The sequence below is a fragment of the Mycoplasmopsis hyopharyngis genome (genome assembly GCF_045276885.1).
Taxonomy (GTDB): domain Bacteria; phylum Bacillota_I; class Bacilli_A; order Mycoplasmatales; family Metamycoplasmataceae; genus Mycoplasmopsis; species Mycoplasmopsis hyopharyngis.
The window spans coordinates 371,870-391,207 of record NZ_CP174164.1; the positions used below are offsets into that span (position 1 = coordinate 371,870).

General features: G+C 26.0%; 19 protein-coding genes, 2 tRNA genes and 1 pseudogene. 6 read left to right on the top strand and 16 right to left on the bottom strand.

Translation table 4 applies throughout. The features are described 5' to 3' along the window. Positions 1-17: 17 nt before the first annotated feature. The 5 genes from ACJA25_RS01540 to ACJA25_RS01560 are packed head-to-tail and all read right to left on the bottom strand — an operon-like array spanning position 18 to position 4,069. Positions 18-788 carry a YgjP-like metallopeptidase domain-containing protein gene (locus tag ACJA25_RS01540; RefSeq protein ID WP_406616060.1) on the bottom strand — a complete coding sequence of 257 codons (771 nt, stop codon included), beginning with the start codon at positions 786-788 and terminating at the stop codon, positions 18-20. Positions 789-804: 16 nt separating this feature from the next. After that, positions 805-1,569: a nuclease-related domain-containing protein gene (locus tag ACJA25_RS01545; protein ID WP_406616062.1), complete on the bottom strand. Its 765-nt coding sequence runs from the start codon at positions 1,567-1,569 to the stop codon at positions 805-807. Positions 1,570-1,627: 58 nt separating this feature from the next. Next, complete coding sequence (pgsA, locus tag ACJA25_RS01550) at positions 1,628-2,296, bottom strand: CDP-diacylglycerol--glycerol-3-phosphate 3-phosphatidyltransferase (protein WP_406616064.1); 669 nt, start codon at positions 2,294-2,296, stop codon at positions 1,628-1,630. Beyond that, positions 2,286-2,918, bottom strand: coding sequence for an MHJ_0274 family protein (locus tag ACJA25_RS01555; protein ID WP_406616066.1), 633 nt, complete (start codon positions 2,916-2,918; stop codon positions 2,286-2,288). The genes pgsA and ACJA25_RS01555 overlap by 11 nt, the downstream gene beginning before the upstream one ends. After that, the gene (locus tag ACJA25_RS01560; RefSeq protein WP_406616068.1) at positions 2,900-4,069 is read right to left on the bottom strand and encodes a hypothetical protein; all 1,170 of its coding nucleotides are present in this window, start codon (positions 4,067-4,069) and stop codon (positions 2,900-2,902) included. The genes ACJA25_RS01555 and ACJA25_RS01560 overlap by 19 nt, the downstream gene beginning before the upstream one ends. A gap of 142 nt (positions 4,070-4,211) precedes the next feature. Here ACJA25_RS01560 and rpsT point away from each other — a divergent pair. The 6 genes and pseudogenes from rpsT to ACJA25_RS01590 all read left to right on the top strand — a co-directional run. Then, positions 4,212-4,469: pseudogene (gene rpsT / locus ACJA25_RS01565) on the top strand (30S ribosomal protein S20); the annotation flags it as partial. Positions 4,470-4,928: 459 nt separating this feature from the next. After that, positions 4,929-5,603 (top strand): variable surface lipoprotein, encoded by a 675-nt coding sequence (locus ACJA25_RS01570; protein WP_406616070.1) that lies wholly within the window; start codon positions 4,929-4,931, stop codon positions 5,601-5,603. Positions 5,604-5,934: 331 nt separating this feature from the next. Further along, a tRNA-Leu gene (locus tag ACJA25_RS01575) sits at positions 5,935-6,021 on the top strand. A gap of 4 nt (positions 6,022-6,025) precedes the next feature. After that, a tRNA-Lys gene (locus ACJA25_RS01580) sits at positions 6,026-6,101 on the top strand. A gap of 99 nt (positions 6,102-6,200) precedes the next feature. Continuing rightward, a complete protein-coding gene (gene pyk, locus ACJA25_RS01585) occupies positions 6,201-7,631 on the top strand; it encodes a pyruvate kinase (protein ID WP_406616072.1) in 1,431 nt (476 codons plus the stop codon). Positions 7,632-7,803: 172 nt separating this feature from the next. Next, positions 7,804-9,759, top strand: coding sequence for a TaqI-like C-terminal specificity domain-containing protein (locus ACJA25_RS01590; RefSeq protein WP_406616074.1), 1,956 nt, complete (start codon positions 7,804-7,806; stop codon positions 9,757-9,759). 61 nt (positions 9,760-9,820) lie between these two features. Here the strand turns inward: ACJA25_RS01590 and rsmI are convergent, their stop codons facing one another. The 11 genes from rsmI to rpoE form a co-directional block, all read right to left on the bottom strand. Further along, on the bottom strand, positions 9,821-10,540 hold the full coding sequence (rsmI, locus tag ACJA25_RS01595) for a 16S rRNA (cytidine(1402)-2'-O)-methyltransferase (protein WP_406616076.1): 720 nt from the start codon (positions 10,538-10,540) through the stop codon (positions 9,821-9,823). Further along, positions 10,533-11,459: a hypothetical protein gene (locus tag ACJA25_RS01600; protein ID WP_406616077.1), complete on the bottom strand. Its 927-nt coding sequence runs from the start codon at positions 11,457-11,459 to the stop codon at positions 10,533-10,535. Before ACJA25_RS01600 ends, rsmI begins: the two co-directional genes overlap by 8 nt. A gap of 3 nt (positions 11,460-11,462) precedes the next feature. Continuing rightward, positions 11,463-12,110 (bottom strand): dTMP kinase, encoded by a 648-nt coding sequence (tmk, locus tag ACJA25_RS01605; protein WP_406616079.1) that lies wholly within the window; start codon positions 12,108-12,110, stop codon positions 11,463-11,465. 17 nt (positions 12,111-12,127) lie between these two features. Next, positions 12,128-12,718, bottom strand: coding sequence for a toprim domain-containing protein (locus tag ACJA25_RS01610; RefSeq protein WP_406616081.1), 591 nt, complete (start codon positions 12,716-12,718; stop codon positions 12,128-12,130). Between the two features lies 1 nt (position 12,719). Then, a complete protein-coding gene (locus ACJA25_RS01615; RefSeq protein WP_406616083.1) occupies positions 12,720-13,010 on the bottom strand; it encodes a YbaB/EbfC family nucleoid-associated protein in 291 nt (96 codons plus the stop codon). Positions 13,011-13,024: 14 nt separating this feature from the next. Beyond that, positions 13,025-14,797: a DNA polymerase III subunit gamma/tau gene (gene dnaX, locus ACJA25_RS01620; protein WP_406616085.1), complete on the bottom strand. Its 1,773-nt coding sequence runs from the start codon at positions 14,795-14,797 to the stop codon at positions 13,025-13,027. A gap of 130 nt (positions 14,798-14,927) precedes the next feature. Beyond that, on the bottom strand, positions 14,928-15,347 hold the full coding sequence (locus ACJA25_RS01625) for an MAG3450 family membrane protein (protein ID WP_406616087.1): 420 nt from the start codon (positions 15,345-15,347) through the stop codon (positions 14,928-14,930). Next, positions 15,340-17,088 (bottom strand): threonine--tRNA ligase, encoded by a 1,749-nt coding sequence (thrS, locus tag ACJA25_RS01630; protein WP_406616089.1) that lies wholly within the window; start codon positions 17,086-17,088, stop codon positions 15,340-15,342. The genes ACJA25_RS01625 and thrS overlap by 8 nt, the downstream gene beginning before the upstream one ends. An 8-nt stretch (positions 17,089-17,096) precedes the next feature. Continuing rightward, a complete protein-coding gene (gene trpS / locus ACJA25_RS01635) occupies positions 17,097-18,098 on the bottom strand; it encodes a tryptophan--tRNA ligase (protein ID WP_406616091.1) in 1,002 nt (333 codons plus the stop codon). A gap of 41 nt (positions 18,099-18,139) precedes the next feature. Then, entirely contained in the window at positions 18,140-19,012 is an 873-nt protein-coding gene (gene fba, locus ACJA25_RS01640) for a class II fructose-1,6-bisphosphate aldolase (protein ID WP_406616093.1), read from the bottom strand. Positions 19,013-19,021: 9 nt separating this feature from the next. Further along, positions 19,022-19,282 carry a DNA-directed RNA polymerase subunit delta gene (rpoE, locus tag ACJA25_RS01645; RefSeq protein ID WP_406616095.1) on the bottom strand — a complete coding sequence of 87 codons (261 nt, stop codon included), beginning with the start codon at positions 19,280-19,282 and terminating at the stop codon, positions 19,022-19,024. Positions 19,283-19,338: the final 56 nt, after the last annotated feature.

Sequence of the window (19,338 nt, forward strand, 5' to 3'; positions counted from 1 at the left end):
AAAGCAAATACTTTTTTTTATTCTTTATCAAAGTTTCAATAGTAAATTACATCATTAATGTGTAGGTCATTGACTATAAAATTCTTGAATAAGTTTTCACCAAAAAGTTTAAATTGTTTGCTGTGATTTCGATGATATAAATGTGATATTTCGTGAACAATAACAGTTTCAATAAATTTAGGTTCCATAACTATAAGACCAACATTATATTTAATTAAAAATTTATTAAAATGTTTAATATTTATTCCTCATCATCTATATGAATAAACAACTTGAAATGGAACATCATCAATTTTAAAGTCTTTTAGATTTAATAAATATTTATTGTGAATAGGAGTTATAAAATCATTTAGCTCTTTAATGAGGTAATTTTTAAGTATAAGCATAGGATTTTTAGTTTTTTTGTAAAAAACTTTTAGTTCTTTTTCACCTAAAACACATCCATCAAAAGTCGATTCAATGAATTTTAAAGAATATGTTTTTCCAAATAATAAAATGCTTGTGGAATTTCGATTTATAAAAATTTTCTTTTTCTTGCTTGGTTTTACATCATCAATATTTTTGTCAGAATTTAAAATTAGTTCTTTTGCTTTTTCTTGTAAATTTTGGATTAGATTTTGGGAAATTATTGTGTTGTCAGGAATAAAAATAAAGACATGATTAACTCTGTCTTGATATATTTTTAATGTTGTATTTTTATTTTTGAAATAACTTTTTTGAAAATTTAAGGTTCAAATTTGATCATCAATTTTAATTTCAAGTGAAAAAGGCAATTGATAATTCGACATAAGTTTTTTCCTTTAATTAATCATTATTTTGTTTATTTTTGGAACTATTATTGTTAATGATTTTTCCAAATTTCTTAATATCTTTAATTGAAGCGGTTCTTGAACTTTCTACAATTTCTGCTAATGCTGCTAAAGTTCTATTATTGATAATATCTTCAGTTTCATTTATTACTTCTTTGATTTTTTGTTCATAATTGTTTTCATTAACAACAATAGATCAATTTTCTTCATTTTCAATTATTCATTTTGTATTTTCAGGTAAAACTAACAATGAAAAAATTGGGAAATTAAAATTACACATATTATAAATATGTCTAATATGTTTTAAGTTTTGTAAAAAAGGATTTTTAACTTTAAAATCTTTTTTACCATTTTTTAATATTAATTCTAAACTAGCAAAATCACCAGTTAAATTACCAACATAATTTTTAGTTTCAATTACAAATATTGCTTTGTTAGTAGCCAAAAGACCATCGATTTCAAAAAAATTATTTGAACCATATTTAAATAGTCCACCATTAAAATATTTATAACCATTTTCTTTGGCGAACATTGTCATTTTTCCATTAATCTTTTTTTCAAAAAGAAAACCAACTTTATCTTGGTTTTTATTTTTGATATTTTTTCTAATTATGATTAAAAGAACAATAGAAAAAATAAAAAGAGTAACTAAAATACCTGTAATAATTCCGATTATTACATTGCTATTAATTTTAGGATAAGCAGCATTTTTATCAATTTTGTTAAAAAGCGATAAGTTAGTTACAAATGGATAATTCATATTATTAATAATATTACATTTATATTAAGTTTTATAGTTTTATAAAACAAAGGTTAAATTATTTTAATTTAATATATTCTTTGATTGAATTAAAGTATTCAAAACCAGAAATAATATTCAATATTCCCGCAATAATTAATGGTGAATTGATTGCGTGTAATAATGCGAATTCAATAGTTTTGTTAGTAAACTTTTCTTCTAAAAATTCAGGAATGTTAAAGATTAAAAAGAAAATATAAACAGTAATGATTCCTAATGTTTGCATTACAGTTTTGAATTTACCAGTTCATTTGGCAGCAACACTAATGTTGTTTTTAGCCATTATTACTCTAGTTCCATCAACTATTAAATCGCGTAAAATAAATAATAAAGTTAATCAAATTGGCACAACTTTAAGCATTGACAAGGTTATTAGTGCAGAAATGATCATAATTTTATCTGCTAATGGGTCTCATAATTTACCAAATTCTGTAATTTGATTTGTTTTTCTTGCGATATAGCCATCAAGAAAATCAGTAATCATTGCCACCATAAAAACAAATAAAGAAGAGCCTAATAATATTCTTCCAATATCATCATATCTTCTTTGATATTCTTTATTTATAAAGAAATAAGCAGTAAACATTAAAACTAAAAAAGGTATAACTAAAACTAATCTTACAATGGTTAGAATGTTGGGAATATTAATTTTTCTTTCTTTTTCAGTTGAATTCTTTTTATCTTTCATTTGTTTCCATTTCTTCTTGTTCATTAGAATTATCTAAAACATTAATTTGATCATCGTATATTTTATTAATTGCTTCTTTTGCTGATTTTATTTCTTCTTTATACAACATTGGATCTATATCAGTGTAGCTTTTGGTAAAAAATTCAATTATTTCAGCACATTTTTTACTTCAGTTATTACTTCTATTTCCATTTAGTAAAGAAATTTTGTTGATGATTTGCGCATATTCTGCTTCACCATTTTTAATTAAGTTTTTAAACTCTTCATTGTTCATCAATTCATTCAATGATTGTTTTGCTCCATTGATAATTTGATTCATTTTTAATTTTCCAATTGAAGGTTCAAATTCATCTAAATACTTTTGATTGATTTGTAGCAATTCATTCATATAAATAATTAGATATTTAGTAAATCTTTGCATTTTTTCAGCATTTTCTTTTCTTATTCTTTTTAGTTTTTTTCTATTAACAGCATCTTTTATAGAAGCAAAAATAAAAACTGCAATCAACCCAGCTATTACCACTCCCAAAATTACTCAAGTAATAGACCCACCAGTAAAGCCTAAAGCATTTGAACTACTATTGGCTGTGTTGTTATAAAAAGTTAAATTAGCTTCAATCATCATTTCTCCTTAGATTTAATCGCAACATACTTAGGACTAAAACTTTCTATAAACATTATGTTTTTGTTTTTCTTTTCATCCTCATATTGTTTAATTTTTTTATTATTTTCTTCTATAACATTAGAAATTTTGTCCAAATTAAAATAATTATAATTTTGTTCCTTTTTATTATATTCAAAAGATTCAATTAATAATTTGAAATCATTAAGATCTTTATTGCTATTTTTAAGAGTAAAAAGATTAATTTTTTTAATTATTGAATCGACAAAATTAGGATTATTTAAATCGATTGTAAATTTTAATATGTTTTGAAAATCATACTTTTTGTATTTATTGATAATATTCAATATTTTTAAAATATTTTTTAAATATTTATTTTCCATTTTTATAGGAATCATTTTTTGATCAAATTGTTTTTTAAGCATTTGACTAAAAGCTAAATAATCTTTTGTAAAATTGTCAAATTTCTTAATTTGTTTAAACATATAAACAGTTTTAAAAACATCTGAATTTGAATATTGTAGTATTTCACTTCATAGTATTTTATTAGTTGTGTTTTGTGCTATTTTTTCTAATGATTTTTCCTTGATTACTATTGAGTGATTTTTACAAAAAATTATATAACCCAAAACTGCTGCTAAATATCCTGGTCTGTCCTTATTTTTTTCATAATAATTAGGAACAATATCATTTATAAATTTAAAGAAACAATGACTATATTTAGTACCGGTAGTAATTTTGTCTAAACTAAATCTTGATTTGCAATTTGGTAAAATGTGATTTACTAAAATTGGATTAAGTTTATTCTTTTTTGCTATTCTTTTAAAAAATTGATTTTCTAATTCAGGATTTCATCCATAAAATTCAACTTTTTGAATAATTTGGTCAATAGAATTTGTATTTGTAATTTTATATATGTAGGTAATCATTTTTCAGAATAATTCGTTTTCAATTTCATAAATATCTTTATTTTGCAATTCGCTAAACAGGAATTTAGAATATTGCTTTTTGTTTTTTATTAGATTGCTAATTGAGAAACTAACACAATAAACAACATCATAAGTTTTAATATTTTTGTTTCTTGGTAACCGTTTTACAAAATTGGATGAAATTGCTTCGAAATCAAGAATTATTCGATATTCAAATGGCATAAAACCTTTCTAAAATATATAAATATTTTGTATAAAAATTATATTATTTTGTTTAATCTTCATTGCTACACTTTTTGGTATAATTTTAAAGATTTTTTCATATGACATAAAGTCATATTTGACGAAAAAAGAGGAGGCTATTATGGCACAAATTAAAGCTAATATTAAGAGTATAGCAAAACAAGAAAAAAACAGATTAAGAAACAACGCGATGAAAAATCGTGTAAGAAAAGCAATTAGAGCAGCTAGAGAAGCAGCATTAGCAAATGATAAAAAACAAGATGAATTGTTAAACAATGCTAAATCAATCATTGCTGTTGCAGTTCAAAAAGGTATTTTCCATGCTAACAAAGGAAGCAGAAAAATTTCTAGATTAGAAACATTTGTTACAGAATGTAAAATGGGTAAACACAAGGTTGAAGTTAAAGTTAAAAACTTTAAAGCTAAAGAAGAAAAACCTAAAAAAGTTGCTGCCAAAGTTGCTGTTGAAAAACCAGCTAAAGAAACCAAAGCAACTACTAAGGCTACAGCTGAAAAACCAGCTAAAGAAACCAAAACTACAACTGCTTCAAAAGAAGAAAAAACAAAAAAAACTTCTGCTAAAACTACAACCAAAACTGCTACTGAAAAACCAGCTAAAGAAACTAAATCTGTTGAAAAGAAACCAAAAGCTACTACTAAAAAAGCAACTGCAGAAAAAAAATAGTTTCCCATTAATTTGTTTTAATTAACACATCTTTTTATGAGATGTGTTTTTTCATTTTTTATGGAAAATATGGGATTTTATACAATTATTTTCCATAAAGTATAAAATGAATTATGTAAGAGAGTTAGTCTAAAAAAGAGGAATAAATATATTATGAAGTTAAAAAAATTAATGATTTTATCAGCAATATCATTACCTGTTGTAGCTTTTGCTATGTCAGCTAAAAAATGTGGTGGTGATACAGCAACCCCAGCAGTCCCAGGTTTACCTGGTGGAAGCAATAATGGAACCAACCCAGGGGGGGGCAATAACAATAATCCTGGAGGTGGAAATAATACTAATCCTGGTGGAGGTAATACTCAAAATCCTGGAACAGAAGTAACAGGAAAAGCAGTTTTAGTGGAAACCAATGAATCAGCAGCATTACAAGGTGATTTTAAATATGGTGATTTATCAATTGATGTAACAAATGCAACAGTTACTTTTGATAAAGAAGATTTCTTTAGTGAATTAAAACATACTAAAAAAACTGATACATATAGTGCCTTCTTTTCATATTCAACTGGAAAATTCCAAGGAAAAGCACCAAAAGGTAAAAAAGTATATCAAGGAACACCATTATTTTCGATTGCCGGTGTAGATAATACTACACAAGCCGTTAATGCTGATAAACCTATATTTAAAGACAGAAATAACAAAATAAGTGCCTCATCATGAATAGATGGAAAAGTAGATGGCGACAAAATAACATTTAAATTTAGATTGTTTAATTTTAAACAAAAAACAGTTTCTAAAAATGTATATTCAATTACCTTGAACAAAAAATAATCATTAATTAAGATTTTTAATATAAAAACTATTGAGTAATTCAATAGTTTTTTTTATGTGTTTTTCATTTTCAAGGTTATTGTTTCTCAAACAAAATGTCACAGGTTTTTTTAATCTCTATCAAAATTAACAACTTTTTTTAAATAAAAGTTTTTTACTCAAAATATAAATCAAAGTTAAAAAACAAGACTTATAATAAATTTATGTTTATTATAAGTGGTTTAAAAGTGATATTTTGTTTTACTAATAACATTTGATAATAAAATATTAATTATTTTTTAATAAAAATTAAAAAAGTCTTTATAATTAAAAAGTATATTTTTCACACCTTGCCCAGGTGGCGGAATAGGTAGACGCAAGGGACTTAAAATCCCTCGGTCGCAAGACTGTGCTGGTTCAAGTCCAGTTCTGGGCACCATTGTGCGCTCTTAGCTCAGGCGGTAGAGCAAATGGCTTTTAACCATTGGGTCGGAGGTTCGAGTCCTCTAGAGCGTACCATTTGTTAAAATTTTTAGCACTTATAGCACCTAATTTTAGGTGCTTTTTTATTTTTGTATTAAAATATATAAGATATATTTTAGTGATTTAAGGAGAAAAATGAAACTCACTGACAAAAGAAGTAAATTAGTAGCTACTATTGGACCTTCTACAGACAATTACGAAACATTAAAAAGTATTATTTTAAATGGGGTTACATGTATTCGTGCTAATTTTAGTCATGGAACTCATGAAGAACATTTGAATAAATTTGAATTAGCAAAAAAAGTTTCTAAAGATTTAAATATTCCTATTTCTTTAATGTTAGACACCAAAGGACCTGAAATCCGTTTAGGCAAAATGAAAGATGGAATTCAATTAATTCCTGCAAATAAAGTTGTTAAAGTTTGAACTACTGTTGAAAAATACCAAAATGTTGAAGGTACAGAAGATGAAATTACTGTAGCTTATGATATGAGTAGTGATTTAAAAGTAGGTGATGAAGTTCTATTTGATGATGGAAAATTAATTAGTATTGTAACTGAAGTTGGTAAAGGCTATGTATTAGTAAAAACTCAAAACCAACACAAGTTAAAAACTAACAAAAGAATTAACTTACCAGGTGTTGAATTTTCTTTACCTTTCTTAGCACAAAAAGATATTGATGATGTTAAATTCGGAATCAAAATTGGTATCAACTATGTTGCAGCTTCATTTGTTAATTCAGCAAAAAATGTTAATGAATTAAGAACTTTATTAAATGAAAATGGTGGTTCACATATAAAAATTATTTCTAAAATTGAATCAAGTTTAGGAATTAAAAACATTAATGAAATTATTGAAGCATCAGATGGAATTATGGTTGCTAGAGGGGATTTAGGATTAGAAATTCCTTACTACGATGTTCCTTATTTTGAAAAAATGATGATCAGAAAATGTCGTGAAGCAGGTAAACCAGTTATCGTTGCTACTCAAATGTTAGATTCAATGGAAAACTCACCACACCCAACTAGAGCTGAAGTTACTGACGTTTATTTAGCAACTGAATTAGGTGCTGATTCAACAATGCTTTCAGGTGAAACTGCTAGTGGTAATTTCCCAGTAGAAGCTGTTAAAACTATGGCTGCTATTAACCAAAGAGCAGAAAAAGAATTCTACAATGAAGTTTACTACGATACTCAATTAGAAGAAGTTAGAAAAAAATCTACACCTGATAAAAGAGCTAGAATTGCTTATGAAGTAGCAAACAGAACCAGATATGGTGATTACAAATTTGCTGTTGTTCTTTCAAGAACAGGAAAACTTTTAGAAGAAGTAGCTAAATTTAGACCTAATGTTATTATCATCGGAATTATCAATGATCCTAAATTAATTGGTGGTTTCGGTATTACTTCTAGTGTGTGAAATTCAATGGATTCTATTAAATTATTTGACTTAATCAAAAAGAATCATGGTAAAGCATCAGATGCTTTAAAACCTTACGGTGTTCAAAAAGGTGACAGATTCTTAGTTGTTGAAAATGATGTAATGACAGAACACATTGCTAAATAATAATTTTATAACCTTAAAATCATCTTCCTATTTCGGGGAGATGATTTTAATATCAAAATACTAATTTGCTTAATAACCAATCTATTATTAGTATAATAGATTAAATAGGCTACTAAGTTTTAAAAAGTTAATATACTTAAATTAAATACATACATCTAATGAGGTGAATTTAATGGATGAAATTATTGATATAAATAAAACCGCTCACCTTTTAGGTGTTTCTTTAGGAACAATTAGAAATTGAATAAAGAACAAGACTTTAAAACAAATTTCTAAAGGTTGTTTTAGTTTAAAGCAAGTATTGGTGCTTAAAGAAGAATTAGAAAAGAACCAAAACACTAGATTAAAATCAAGAAGAAATAAAACTAAAATTCAAGGTTCATTACTTAGTAAAAAGTATCTTTTAGAAGACAAAAATTATGATTTAGTAAATCGTATTTTTTCTACAATCAATAACGACCTCACAGAACAAGAAATTAAAGTTATATTATGTGAATATTGTTTGAAATTAGTTTTTTTAAACCAAAATAACTTGAATGAATCAAGTGATATGATAATGTTAAAAAACCTTGAACTTTTTGATAAAGCAAACGTTGCATATCAAGCAGCAATTTCTCTAATAGAAGATGTTAAAGAACCTGAGCAACTCGTAGAAAAAAACATTAATATGTTAAAAAATAGTTTGTTTAAAACTAATAATGATTTTATAGGTCTATTATATATGACACTTAAATCATTAAGAAATAGAAAAGAAAATGGTGTTTATTACACTCCTACAAAGATTGTACAAATAATGATTAATAAAATTGTTAAACAAGGAATAGAAAATAAAACCATCGTTGATATTTGTTGCGGTTCAGGTAATTTTTTACTATCTGCTTTAAAAAATGGTTTTGATTACAACAATATTTTTGGAATTGATATTGATTTGGTATCAGTTAAAATAGCACGTTTTAATATTGCTTTAAATAGTCCTTTAGCCCCATTTGCTAATATTATCAACAATATTAAATGTACAGATTCTTTAAAATATAATGAACAAAAATTCGATTATTGTGTAGGTAATCCTCCCTGAGGTTCGATATTAGATTTTAAAAATGATTTTATTAGCAATAATTTTGTGTGTGCTAGTTCTAAAAAAGTAGATGCATTTGATTTATTTTTAGAAAAAGGTTTTAATCTTTTAAAACAAAAAGGAATTATGTATTATGTAGTTCCTGAAAGTTTATTATCAGTTTCATTCCATCAACCAATTAGAGCCTTTTTGCAAAACAAAGCTAAATTATTAGATCTTATTTATTGAAATAATGTTTTTGATGGTGTTCAAGCACCAGCAATATCAATTATGTTTAAAAAAGATGTTTCTTCAAGTTTTGAATTAGGAGCAAATGTTCTTAATAAAAATGAGAAATATACCATTATAAAATCAAGAAATTGAAATAGCAAAAATTGAGAAGCAAATATAAAAGATGAAGAATTTGACATTTTAAATAAAATGCAAAGCAATGATTTTTTATTCTTAAAAAATAATGCTGATTTTGCTTTAGGAATAGTTACTGGAAATAATCAAAAGTTTATATCAACAATTCCAAGTAAAACTTCTAAAACAATAGTTAAAGGTATAGATATTATTAAATATGGAATTAAAGAAAAGCTAAATTACATTGAATATAATCCTAGTGATTTTCAACAAGTAGCAAATAGTGATTTTTATTTTGCTAAAGAAAAATTAATCTATAGATTTATTTGTGATAAATTGGTTTTTGCATATGATAATAAGCAAATCTTAACATTAAATAGCGCTAATGTTGTTATTCCTCGTATTGAAGAAATGGACATCAAATATATTCTAGCGATCTTAAATTCCAAATTTGCTCATTTTTATTTTAAAAAGAAATTCAATTCTATAAAGGTTTTAAGATCTCATATTGAAAGCATTCCAATACCTAAGGCTAATATCGAAACACAAAAAGCTATTGTTGAAATCGTTAATCAAATTATTGAAGAAAAAAATGAAGACAAGAAAAATGTTCTTTACGATTTTTTAGACAACACTATTTTAGATTTATATTCTTTGAATAAAAATGAAAAAGAAATAGTTAAAGATTACTTTGAAAAAACAAAATAAGAGCACTCTATTTTAAACCGGGTTAAAAAATTAGATGCGGAATTAAAGCGAATCTAATTTTTTATTTGTTTTTGCTAAAGTGTTGATATTTGTTGATTTTTTGGTGTTTTTCTTGATTGATTTTTAAAACTAAGGTAAATTCACCTTTGATGCTTTCTTTCGCCTTAAATTTGTTTAATAACTCTTGAGCAGTACCTTCAAAGGTTTGCTCAAACATTTTGGTTAATTCTTTGGCTAAAAATATTTTGGCATTATTAGCATAAATTTGATCAATATCTTGTAATAAATTAATTAATTTATGAGGTGCCACATAAAAGATATGACTATGTTCTGCTTGTAATTCTTGTAATTGTTTAATACGTTGATTTTGAGTTTCCTTAGGAAAACAATGAAATACAAAGGAATTAGATAAATTAGCAAGGGCAAAAGCACTTATTGCTGCATTAACACCTGGAATCAAGACAATTTGATGATTGGTTTGTTTAACTTCTTTGATTAAAACAAAACCAGGATCAGATAAAAGGGGCATTCCTGCATCGGAAACTAAAGCAATATTTTTGTCTTGGTCAAGTAGTTTAATAATTCCTTTAGCAGATTCTTTTTCGTTAAATTTATTGTAGTTTAATAGACTTTTTTTCAAATTGTAATGGTTTAATAGTTTTGAAGTTACTCTAGTATCTTCACAAGCGATATAATCGACTTGTTCTAAGGTTTCTAATGCTCTTAAAGTAATATCTTTTAAATTACCAATAGGAGTTCCAACAATAAATAATTTAGCCATGATAAGTCTCCATTAATGTAATTAATAAATTTTCTGCTTGTAAGTTAAACAAACAATTAGCTTCTAGTCTATTTAAAAATTGACCAAAAGCAATTGTAAAATTACTAAAATCATAATTTTTATTTTTTAGAGTGCTAATTAATTGGTTAATCGATTCATTGCTACTTAGTTTTTCAGGTAGTTTTTTAAACGGAGTGTTTAATAAAAAGATAAGAGTACGAATTAAAAAAACGAATTCTTTGCTAGTGTTTTTGTCATTGTATTTGCTTAAAAAAAGATAAATTAATTGTGGTTTGTTAAAACTTTTGATTAAGGTAGCAATTAAATTTTTGTATAGTTCACTATAGTTTTCAGGAATTTCTTTTAAAGCTTTTTTGTAATCCTGATAAACATAAGCAAATAGATGAGAATAAAAAGAAGAAAAGTCATTTTCTTTAAATTCATTAATAATGTGATCATTATCAACTTTAAAAACATTAATAATTAAAGAACGAGATTTGATGGTTTTTAAAACTTTGTTTTCATTATTCGTAGTTAATATAAAAAAAGTGTCATTAGTAGGTTCTTCAATGGTTTTTAATATTGAATTTAACATATTGATGTTTCCGTCTTCAATATTCTTTAAGACAATGATTTTTTTATCACTTTTGTTAATGCTTGTATAGCTACTTTCGGTAAATACTTCATTAACATTATCTTTAGCAAGGCTTTGGTCTTCGCTTGATAATATTTTGATATTAAAGTAGTTTTCCTGTATTTCTTTTAAAGTTTTAGCTTTACTTTTATTGATTTTATTTAAAATGTAAAGCAAAACATCATCAAGATCAATTCCTGATGAACTTTTAATTAAGTAGCAATGATTTAATTTACCTTTATTTATGGAATTTTCGAAAATTTGTTTGACATTTTCAGAAATCATAAATTAATTTTCCTTCCATCACTTTTTAAATAAAGAATGTTTAAAAAGTTTTTCAATGATTTCTTCTAAAACTAAATCTATGCTTTGAAATCCATTAATTACAATAAAACGTTTTTTGTTTAAGGAAATAAGTTTTTGATATGCTTTATAAACTTTATTGTGAAAATCTTCTTTTTCTTCGTCTAAACGGTCTTGGATTAATCTATTTTCTAAACGTCTTTTTTTACCTTGTTCAGGAGTTACATTAAGATAAAAAGTAATATCAGGAATTGTTTTATTAATAATTAAATCTGTAATTTTTTTAACAAATTTGTATCCTAGATTTCTAGCAAAACCTTGATACGCAAAAAAGGAATCAATATAACGATCACAAATTAATAAGTGATTTTTTTCTAAACTTGGTCAAATAACTTTTTCCAAGTGAATTCTTCGACTAGCAGAATATAACAAAGCTTCAGTAATAGGAGAAATATTAGAATTTTTGCTTAATATAATTTCTCTAATTTTTTCAGCTTCAGGAACGTCTTTACCTCCAGGTTCTCTAGTTAAAACATATTTTAAGTTTGGTTTAAGTAAAAGTAATCTTTCAATTAATTTATTGATGATAGTTGTTTTTCCTGAACCATCTAAACCTTCGAAAGTAATAAACATATTTCCTGCTTTCTAAATTAATTTGCTTGTCGATTTTTGATAGCTTGTTCCAGTGTTAAACCATCTAAATATTCTACATTGGAACCTACAGGTAGTCCAATGGCTAATCTAGAAGATTTAATATTATTTTGCTTTAGTAATTTTAAAATTTTAATTGTGGACATTTCACCTTCAAGTGTAGGACTTAAAGCTAAAATAACTTCTTCAAAATTAATCGCATATTTAATTAGTTCTTGATAAGCTTTTTCCAAATTTAAAATGTTTAAATTTTTAGTATTGATTAATTGAGGTAAAACGTAGTATTTACCATGGTAAAAATTTAGTTTTTCAAATTTAATGATATTGCTAAAATGTTCAACTACTAATAATGTGTTATCTCTATTAGAATCAAAACAAACATTGCAAGTATCTTCATTTTTTAAACCGTGACAAAGGTTGCAAAATGAATATTTTTCTTTGGTTTTTTTAATAGTTTGAATAAAAGTATCAAAAGAGTTTTGATTGGAAACTAAAATTTCTTCAATTATTTTTTCTGCTTGCTTTTTGCTAATTTTCATTAAACTAGAAAGAATTTTTTGTACTTCTTCTAATTCATCTAATAATGGCATATTACATTCCTAGCCCAGGCATTGGAATATCTGGCATCATTTCTTCTTGTTCAGCATCAATTTGTTCATTTAATTCGTTAATAGCAATTACTAAAATATCTTCTAGTAATTCTTTATCATCAGGATCGATTAAAGCTTCATTAATAGAAATGCTTTTAATTTTTTTACTTCCATAAGCAACAATAACTAAACCTTGTTTTTCAATGGTGAATTCTTTTTTTACAAATTCTTCTTGTTTTTGTGCTAGTTCAGCTTGCATTTTTCTAATTTTTTTCATCATTTCTGGATTCATATTAACTTCCTTTTTTAATTTTCATCAAATAGAGCATCTAAGAATTTTTGGCTTGGGGTTTTAGATTTTTTAATTTTGATTTCGCCAAGAGGTGAAATTTTGAATTTTTTGCCCAAATCGATAATTTCTTTAGCTTGTTTAACAACATTTTTATATGTTTCATTATCAACAACAATAATGTGTAAGTTTTTGTTAAAAAACTTTTTGATCAATTCTTGAATGTTTGAATCGTTTCAATTTTCATCAAGATAATTTAATTGGCTACTATTGTAATTTTCAGAAGTTAAAAGCATAAAATCTTCACCCGCTGCTTTTAAGTTCATATATCTTAAATTATCAATGAAGTTTTGATAAACATCGGTTTTAAACATTTTTAATAAGTAATCTAATTTACTTTGGTATTCTTTGATTAAATGGCTTTTACTTTGTAAAAGAATATTGATTAACTTTTTGTCATTGTATTTACATTTAAAAGCTTTTTGATGTTCTTTGGCTAAATTGGCTTTAGGATTATTGAAAAGTAGCATTTCATCTGATAAATCAATTTCCCCAGTTTGAATTAAATTGTTTTCATTAGTATTGCTAGCATCAGTAATTAATTCTTGTGATAAATCAACGAAATCCCCGCTTAAATCATTGTTATCTAAAATGATTTCTTCAGTTTGTCTTAATATATCTTTAGTTTCTTTGTTTTCTTTTTTCATATCCATCTCCTTATTAGTTGGATTTAAATTGGCTATTTTAATTAAAAATACTTCTATTTGTTGAAAAGGTGTGTCTGTAAATATTAATTGTTTGTTTAATTCATATAAATGCTCATTGGCTGATAAAGCAAATTTATAATCAATATTTAAACTTTTAAGTTCTTCTAGGTCTAAAAGATTTAGTAATTTTTCATCATAAGTTTTTTCGTAAATTATAAAATCTTTAATGCAATTTAACATACTTTCAGCAAATTGATTAGGGTCAATTCCACCATTTTGTAATTCGTCAAAAAGTTCTAAAACTTCTTTTAGTTTCCCTTGATATAATCAATTGATAATTTTAATTAAATTATCATTGCTAGTAATTCCAAAAGCATACATTAATTCTTTAAGTTGAATTTTTCCGTTTCCATAAGCACTAGCTTGATCGACAATTGATAAAGCATCACGCATTCCACCGGTGGCTAATTTAGAAATGTAAGAAATAGTTTTATCATCACTTTGAATTTGTTCTTTTTCTAATACAATTTTAATTTGCTCAGATAGGATTTTATTAGGGATTCTTCTAAAATTAAATCTTTGAACTCTTGATAAAATGGTTAAAGGAATTTTTTGAGGATCAGTAGTTGCTAAAATAAATATAGCATGTTCAGGAGGTTCTTCTAAGGTTTTTAATAAGGCATTAAAAGCGCTTTTAGAAAGCATGTGAACCTCATCGATAATATAAATTTTATATTTGCCCATAACTGGAGAATGTTGAATTTTTTCTTTTAATTCTCTAATTTCATTAACTCCATTATTTGAAGCAGCATCAGTTTCGATAATATCAACATTTTGGTTAATTAAAGCATTACATTGAGAGCATAATTTAGTTACATCTTTGTTGTGGTAGCAATTTAATAAACCAGCAAAAATTCTAGCTAATGAGGTTTTTCCTACTCCTCGTGGACCACAAAAAAGATAAGCATGCGAAATTTTTCTATTCAAAACAATGTTTTTAAGAGTTAAAACAATGTGGTCTTGTCCTAAAACTTCATCAAAACTAGCAGGTCTATATTTTCGATATAAAGCTTTATAACCCATATTACCTCTTCTACATTAGCCATTATTATGTTAATTATTATATATTTTAATGTATTTGCTTTACTATGTTATTGTCTAAAAATATTTTTCCTATTTTTAAAAATAAAAACCAAATTCTTTTGTAAAAGGTTTAAATTTGGGAATTTGGTTTTTTTTGTTCGTCTTTTTTATCAATTTTTTCCATTATGTAGTTAATTAAAAGATTAGAAATAGTTGCAAATATCACAGCAGTTAAAAAGACAATTAAAAAACGAAATTTAATATCTAAATAAGTGCTTGATATCACACTGATAAAAGCAAGTTCTAGGGGAATAATTCAATTTAAACTTTTAATACTCAATACTTTAAAAAAGATTAACAATGAACTTAAAGCAATGATAAATAAAAATCAAATAACAGGGATTGTGTAAATCATTCACTTAGTTTTAATTAATTGATTATTAGTATCATTAGTTGCGAAAAGTCATCAAAGAGTATTGGGTAAAATTACAAAAATTGAAAGAAATAAAGTTAAAATAAAAGGTCTTAAACTAGCATACTTATTATTCATAATTTTTGATTAAGTTTTGTAATTCTTTAATAAAAGTATTTAATTTAACAGTATAAGTTTTTTCTTGCCCATATTTACGGTAAGAAATAGTTTTATCTTTTTGTTCGTTGGCACCTAAAATTAAATTAAATTTAGATTTATTAATTTGTGCTTCACGAATTTTTTTGTTTAATCTTTCATCACGAGAATCAATTTTGACTCTAAAACCTTTTTCTAAAAGTTTTGCTTCAACTTTTTGACAATATTTTAAATTTTCCTCATTATTAACTGGAATGATAGTAATTTGTTTTGGAGCAATTCAAAATGGTAAAACTCCTTTGGTTTGTTCTAATAAAATTGCTACAAATCTTTCGTAAGTTCCAATTAAACCACGATGAATCATTACTGGTCTAGTTTCTTGGTTTTGTGAATCTACATAGGTTAGTTCAAATTTTTCTGGTTGTAAAAAGTCTAATTGAATAGTTGAAACAGTGATTTCATGTCCTAATGCAGTATCGATTTGGATATCAATTTTTGGCCCATAAAATGCAGCTTCACCTTCAACAGGAGTGTATTTAATTTTCAATTCATCCAAAGCTTCCTTAAGCATTGCTTCGGCTTCGTTTCAAATCTTGTCATCGTTAAAGTATTTTTCTTTGTCATTTTTGTCTCTTAACGAAAGAGAAATATAAGAAATGTCAATTTTAAAGATTTCTAAAATTTCTTTAATTTGTGAATACATTTTCTTGATTTCTTCTTTAATTTGATCAACTCTTACAAATAAGTGACCTTCAGTTAAAAGCATTCCTCTTACTCTTTCTAACCCTGTTAAAGCACCAGATTTTTCATAACGGTAAAGTTGTGATTGTTCAGAATATCTAATTGGTAAATCACGATATGAATGTTTATTTAATTTATAACAAACAATATGATGAGGACAAGTCATTGGCCGAGGAATTAATTTTTCATTTTCCAATTTCATTGCAGGAAACATATCATCTTTGTAGTGAGCTAAATGACCAGAAGTTTGATAAAGTAATTCAGCACCAAAATGAGGAGTTAACACTTCAGTAAAACCATATTTTTTATCTAATGCAAGCACTAAGTTTCTAATTTGGTTATGTACATACATACCATCTTCAAGTCAAATAGGAAAACCTTGACCCACTAATGGACTAAAAGCGAAGTAATTTAATTCTTTACCAATTTTACGATGGTCTCTTTCTTTTCTTTCTTGTAAAATGCTTAAGTAATTATCTAATTCTTCTTTTGTTTCTCAACAAGTACCATATATTCTAGTTAGTTGCTTGTTATCACTATTACCTCTTCAATAAGCACCAGCTATTGATAAAAGTTTAAAGTGTTTAATATTTTTGGTACTTTCCATATGATTACCAGCACAAAGGTCTGTAAAAATAATTTCACCATTTTGAGGATCTTTTAAACTGTAAAAGGTTACGTTTTTGTTTTGGGCAATAAATTCATCATACAATTCTTTTTTGTATGGTTTATCTTCAAAAGAATAATTAGAAGCTTGATCTTCGATCATAATCAAGTTTCTTGATGCTAATTGCTTCATTGTTCTTTCAATTTTTGCAAGTTCATCAACACTAAAATATTCAGGAAAATCAAAATCATAGTAAAAACCTTCATCGGTAGCGGGTCCGAACCCCATTTTTACTCCTGGGTACAATCTTTGTACAGCAGCAGCAAGTAAATGGCTAGTTGTATGGTTTAATTGTTTATTTGCTAATACTTTCATTTTTTCTCCTAGTATTCAAAACCACGTTTTTTCATCAATTCGTCAATAAATGGAACACAAATTCTTTTTGCTTTTTGAACATTGTTTTTAGCTATTTGATCAACAATTGGCAAAAATTGATTATATTTACTTTGTAAATCAGTTAAAGTTTTTTTAACTATTTCAGCAACTGCTAGTTTAAATTCTCCGTAGTTTTTGTCTTTGAATTTTTCTTGTGCTTGTTCTAAAGAAATATTTTCTAAAGCAGCATAAATATTTAATAAGTTTAAAATTCCTGGTTTGTCTTCTGAAATGTAAATTTTATTTTCACTATCAGTAACTGCTTTTAAAATTTTGTTGTAAGCGACAGTTGGATCATCATTTAGGTAAATAACCCCTTTTGAATTTTTATCGCTTTTTGACATTTTTACATTTGGATCGATTAATGATTTAATTTTTGCTCCTACCTTAGGAACTAAACCATTAGGAATTTTGAAATTCAATTTATATTTTTTATTAATTCTTTGTCCAATGTTTCTAGTTAATTCCAAATGTTGAGTTTGATCTTCCCCAATTGGTACAATATCAGCATTGTAGATTAAAATATCAGTAGCCATTAAGGTTGGATAAAATAATAATCCGGTAGGAATTTTTAAGGTTCCGTTTTCCATTTTGGTTAATTTTTGAGTTTTGTCTTTAAATTGAGTCATTCTATTTAATTCACCAATGGTGGTTTCATTAGCAATAACTCATTGTGCTAGACCTAATTCAGTTATGTCTGATTGATAAAAAATAATAGTTTTTTCTGGATCAATTCCAGCTGCTAAATATCAAGCAATAATTTCTTTTCTAGTTCTTTTTAATTCCTCAGGAGAAATTTCATTAGTTGTTAAAGAATGCAAATCAGCAACAAAGTATAAGCACTCATATTCATCTTGAAATTTTTTAAAATTAAGGATAGCACCAATGTAATTACCTAAGGTTAAATTACCTGTTGGTTTTATTCCACTTATTAATCTTTTTTTATTCATAAACACCTCAAAAAATAATTCCTCCTGTGTGGAAGGAATTATTATGCTTTATTATTAGAACCAAATTCTCTAATTTTTTCCCTTGTAATATCACACATAGCAACGCATCCAGGTGCTAAAAGTTTTCTTGGATCGTAATTCTTTCCTTCTTTTGCTTTACCTGAATCAACAAATTTTCAAGTAGCTTGAGCAAAAGCAATTTGCAACTCGGTATTTACATTAACTTTTGCTACTCCTAAAGAAATAGCTTTTTTAACTTGGTCACTAGGAATACCAGAACCACCATGTAAAACAATACCGATGTTGGCTGCTTTTTTAATTTTTGTTAATTGATCAAAATTTAAAGATGTTCAATTTTCTGGATATGGTCCATGAATATTACCAATTCCTGCTGCTAAAATGTCAATTCCCAATTGAGCCATTTTTTTAGCTTCTTCTGGATTAGCAAATTCACCTAAACCTACAACGCCATCTTCTTCTCCACCAATAGTTCCTACTTCAGCCTCAAAAGAAACATTTTTAGCTTTCGATAACGCTAATAATTCACTTGTTTTTTGATAATTTTCTTCAAATGGATAATGAGATCCATCAAACATTACTGAGGTAAAGCCAACTTCAATAGCTTTTTTAACTCCTTCATATGTTCCATGATCTAAATGTAATGCTACTGGTACAGTAATGTTCAAATCATAAACTAATGAATTTACTAAATTAAGTACTACATTCATTCCACCCATATATTTAATAGCACCTTCAGAAACACCAATAATAATAGGTGATTTTTCTTCTTGTGCGGTTAAAAGTACATATTTTGCTCATTCTAAATTGTTGATATTGATATGAGGAACTGCATATTTGCCTTTAACAGCTTTTTGGATCATTTCCTTGGCATTAACTAATTTAAATTCAATCATATATACCTCTTATTCAAAGCCTCTTTTTTTGGTTCATAAACCTTGATCGTTTCTAACAAAACGAGAATCTATGGTCATAATTTTGTATAGTTCACCCATTTTTGCTTGAACAAATTTTGAATATTCAATTCCAGCATTTTCTGCTTTTTGTTGTCAAAGTTCTTGAAGTTCTTTTTCTACTACTTCAAAAATTTCATTGAATTCTATGAATTCATAATTTTTGCATCTTTCCAAAATTACTTCAGTAGCAACGTCAATAATTGTTTTCATTTTTCTCCTCAAATAATAAAATCAAAGTTTGCTTTTTATACTTGTGATATTTGTAT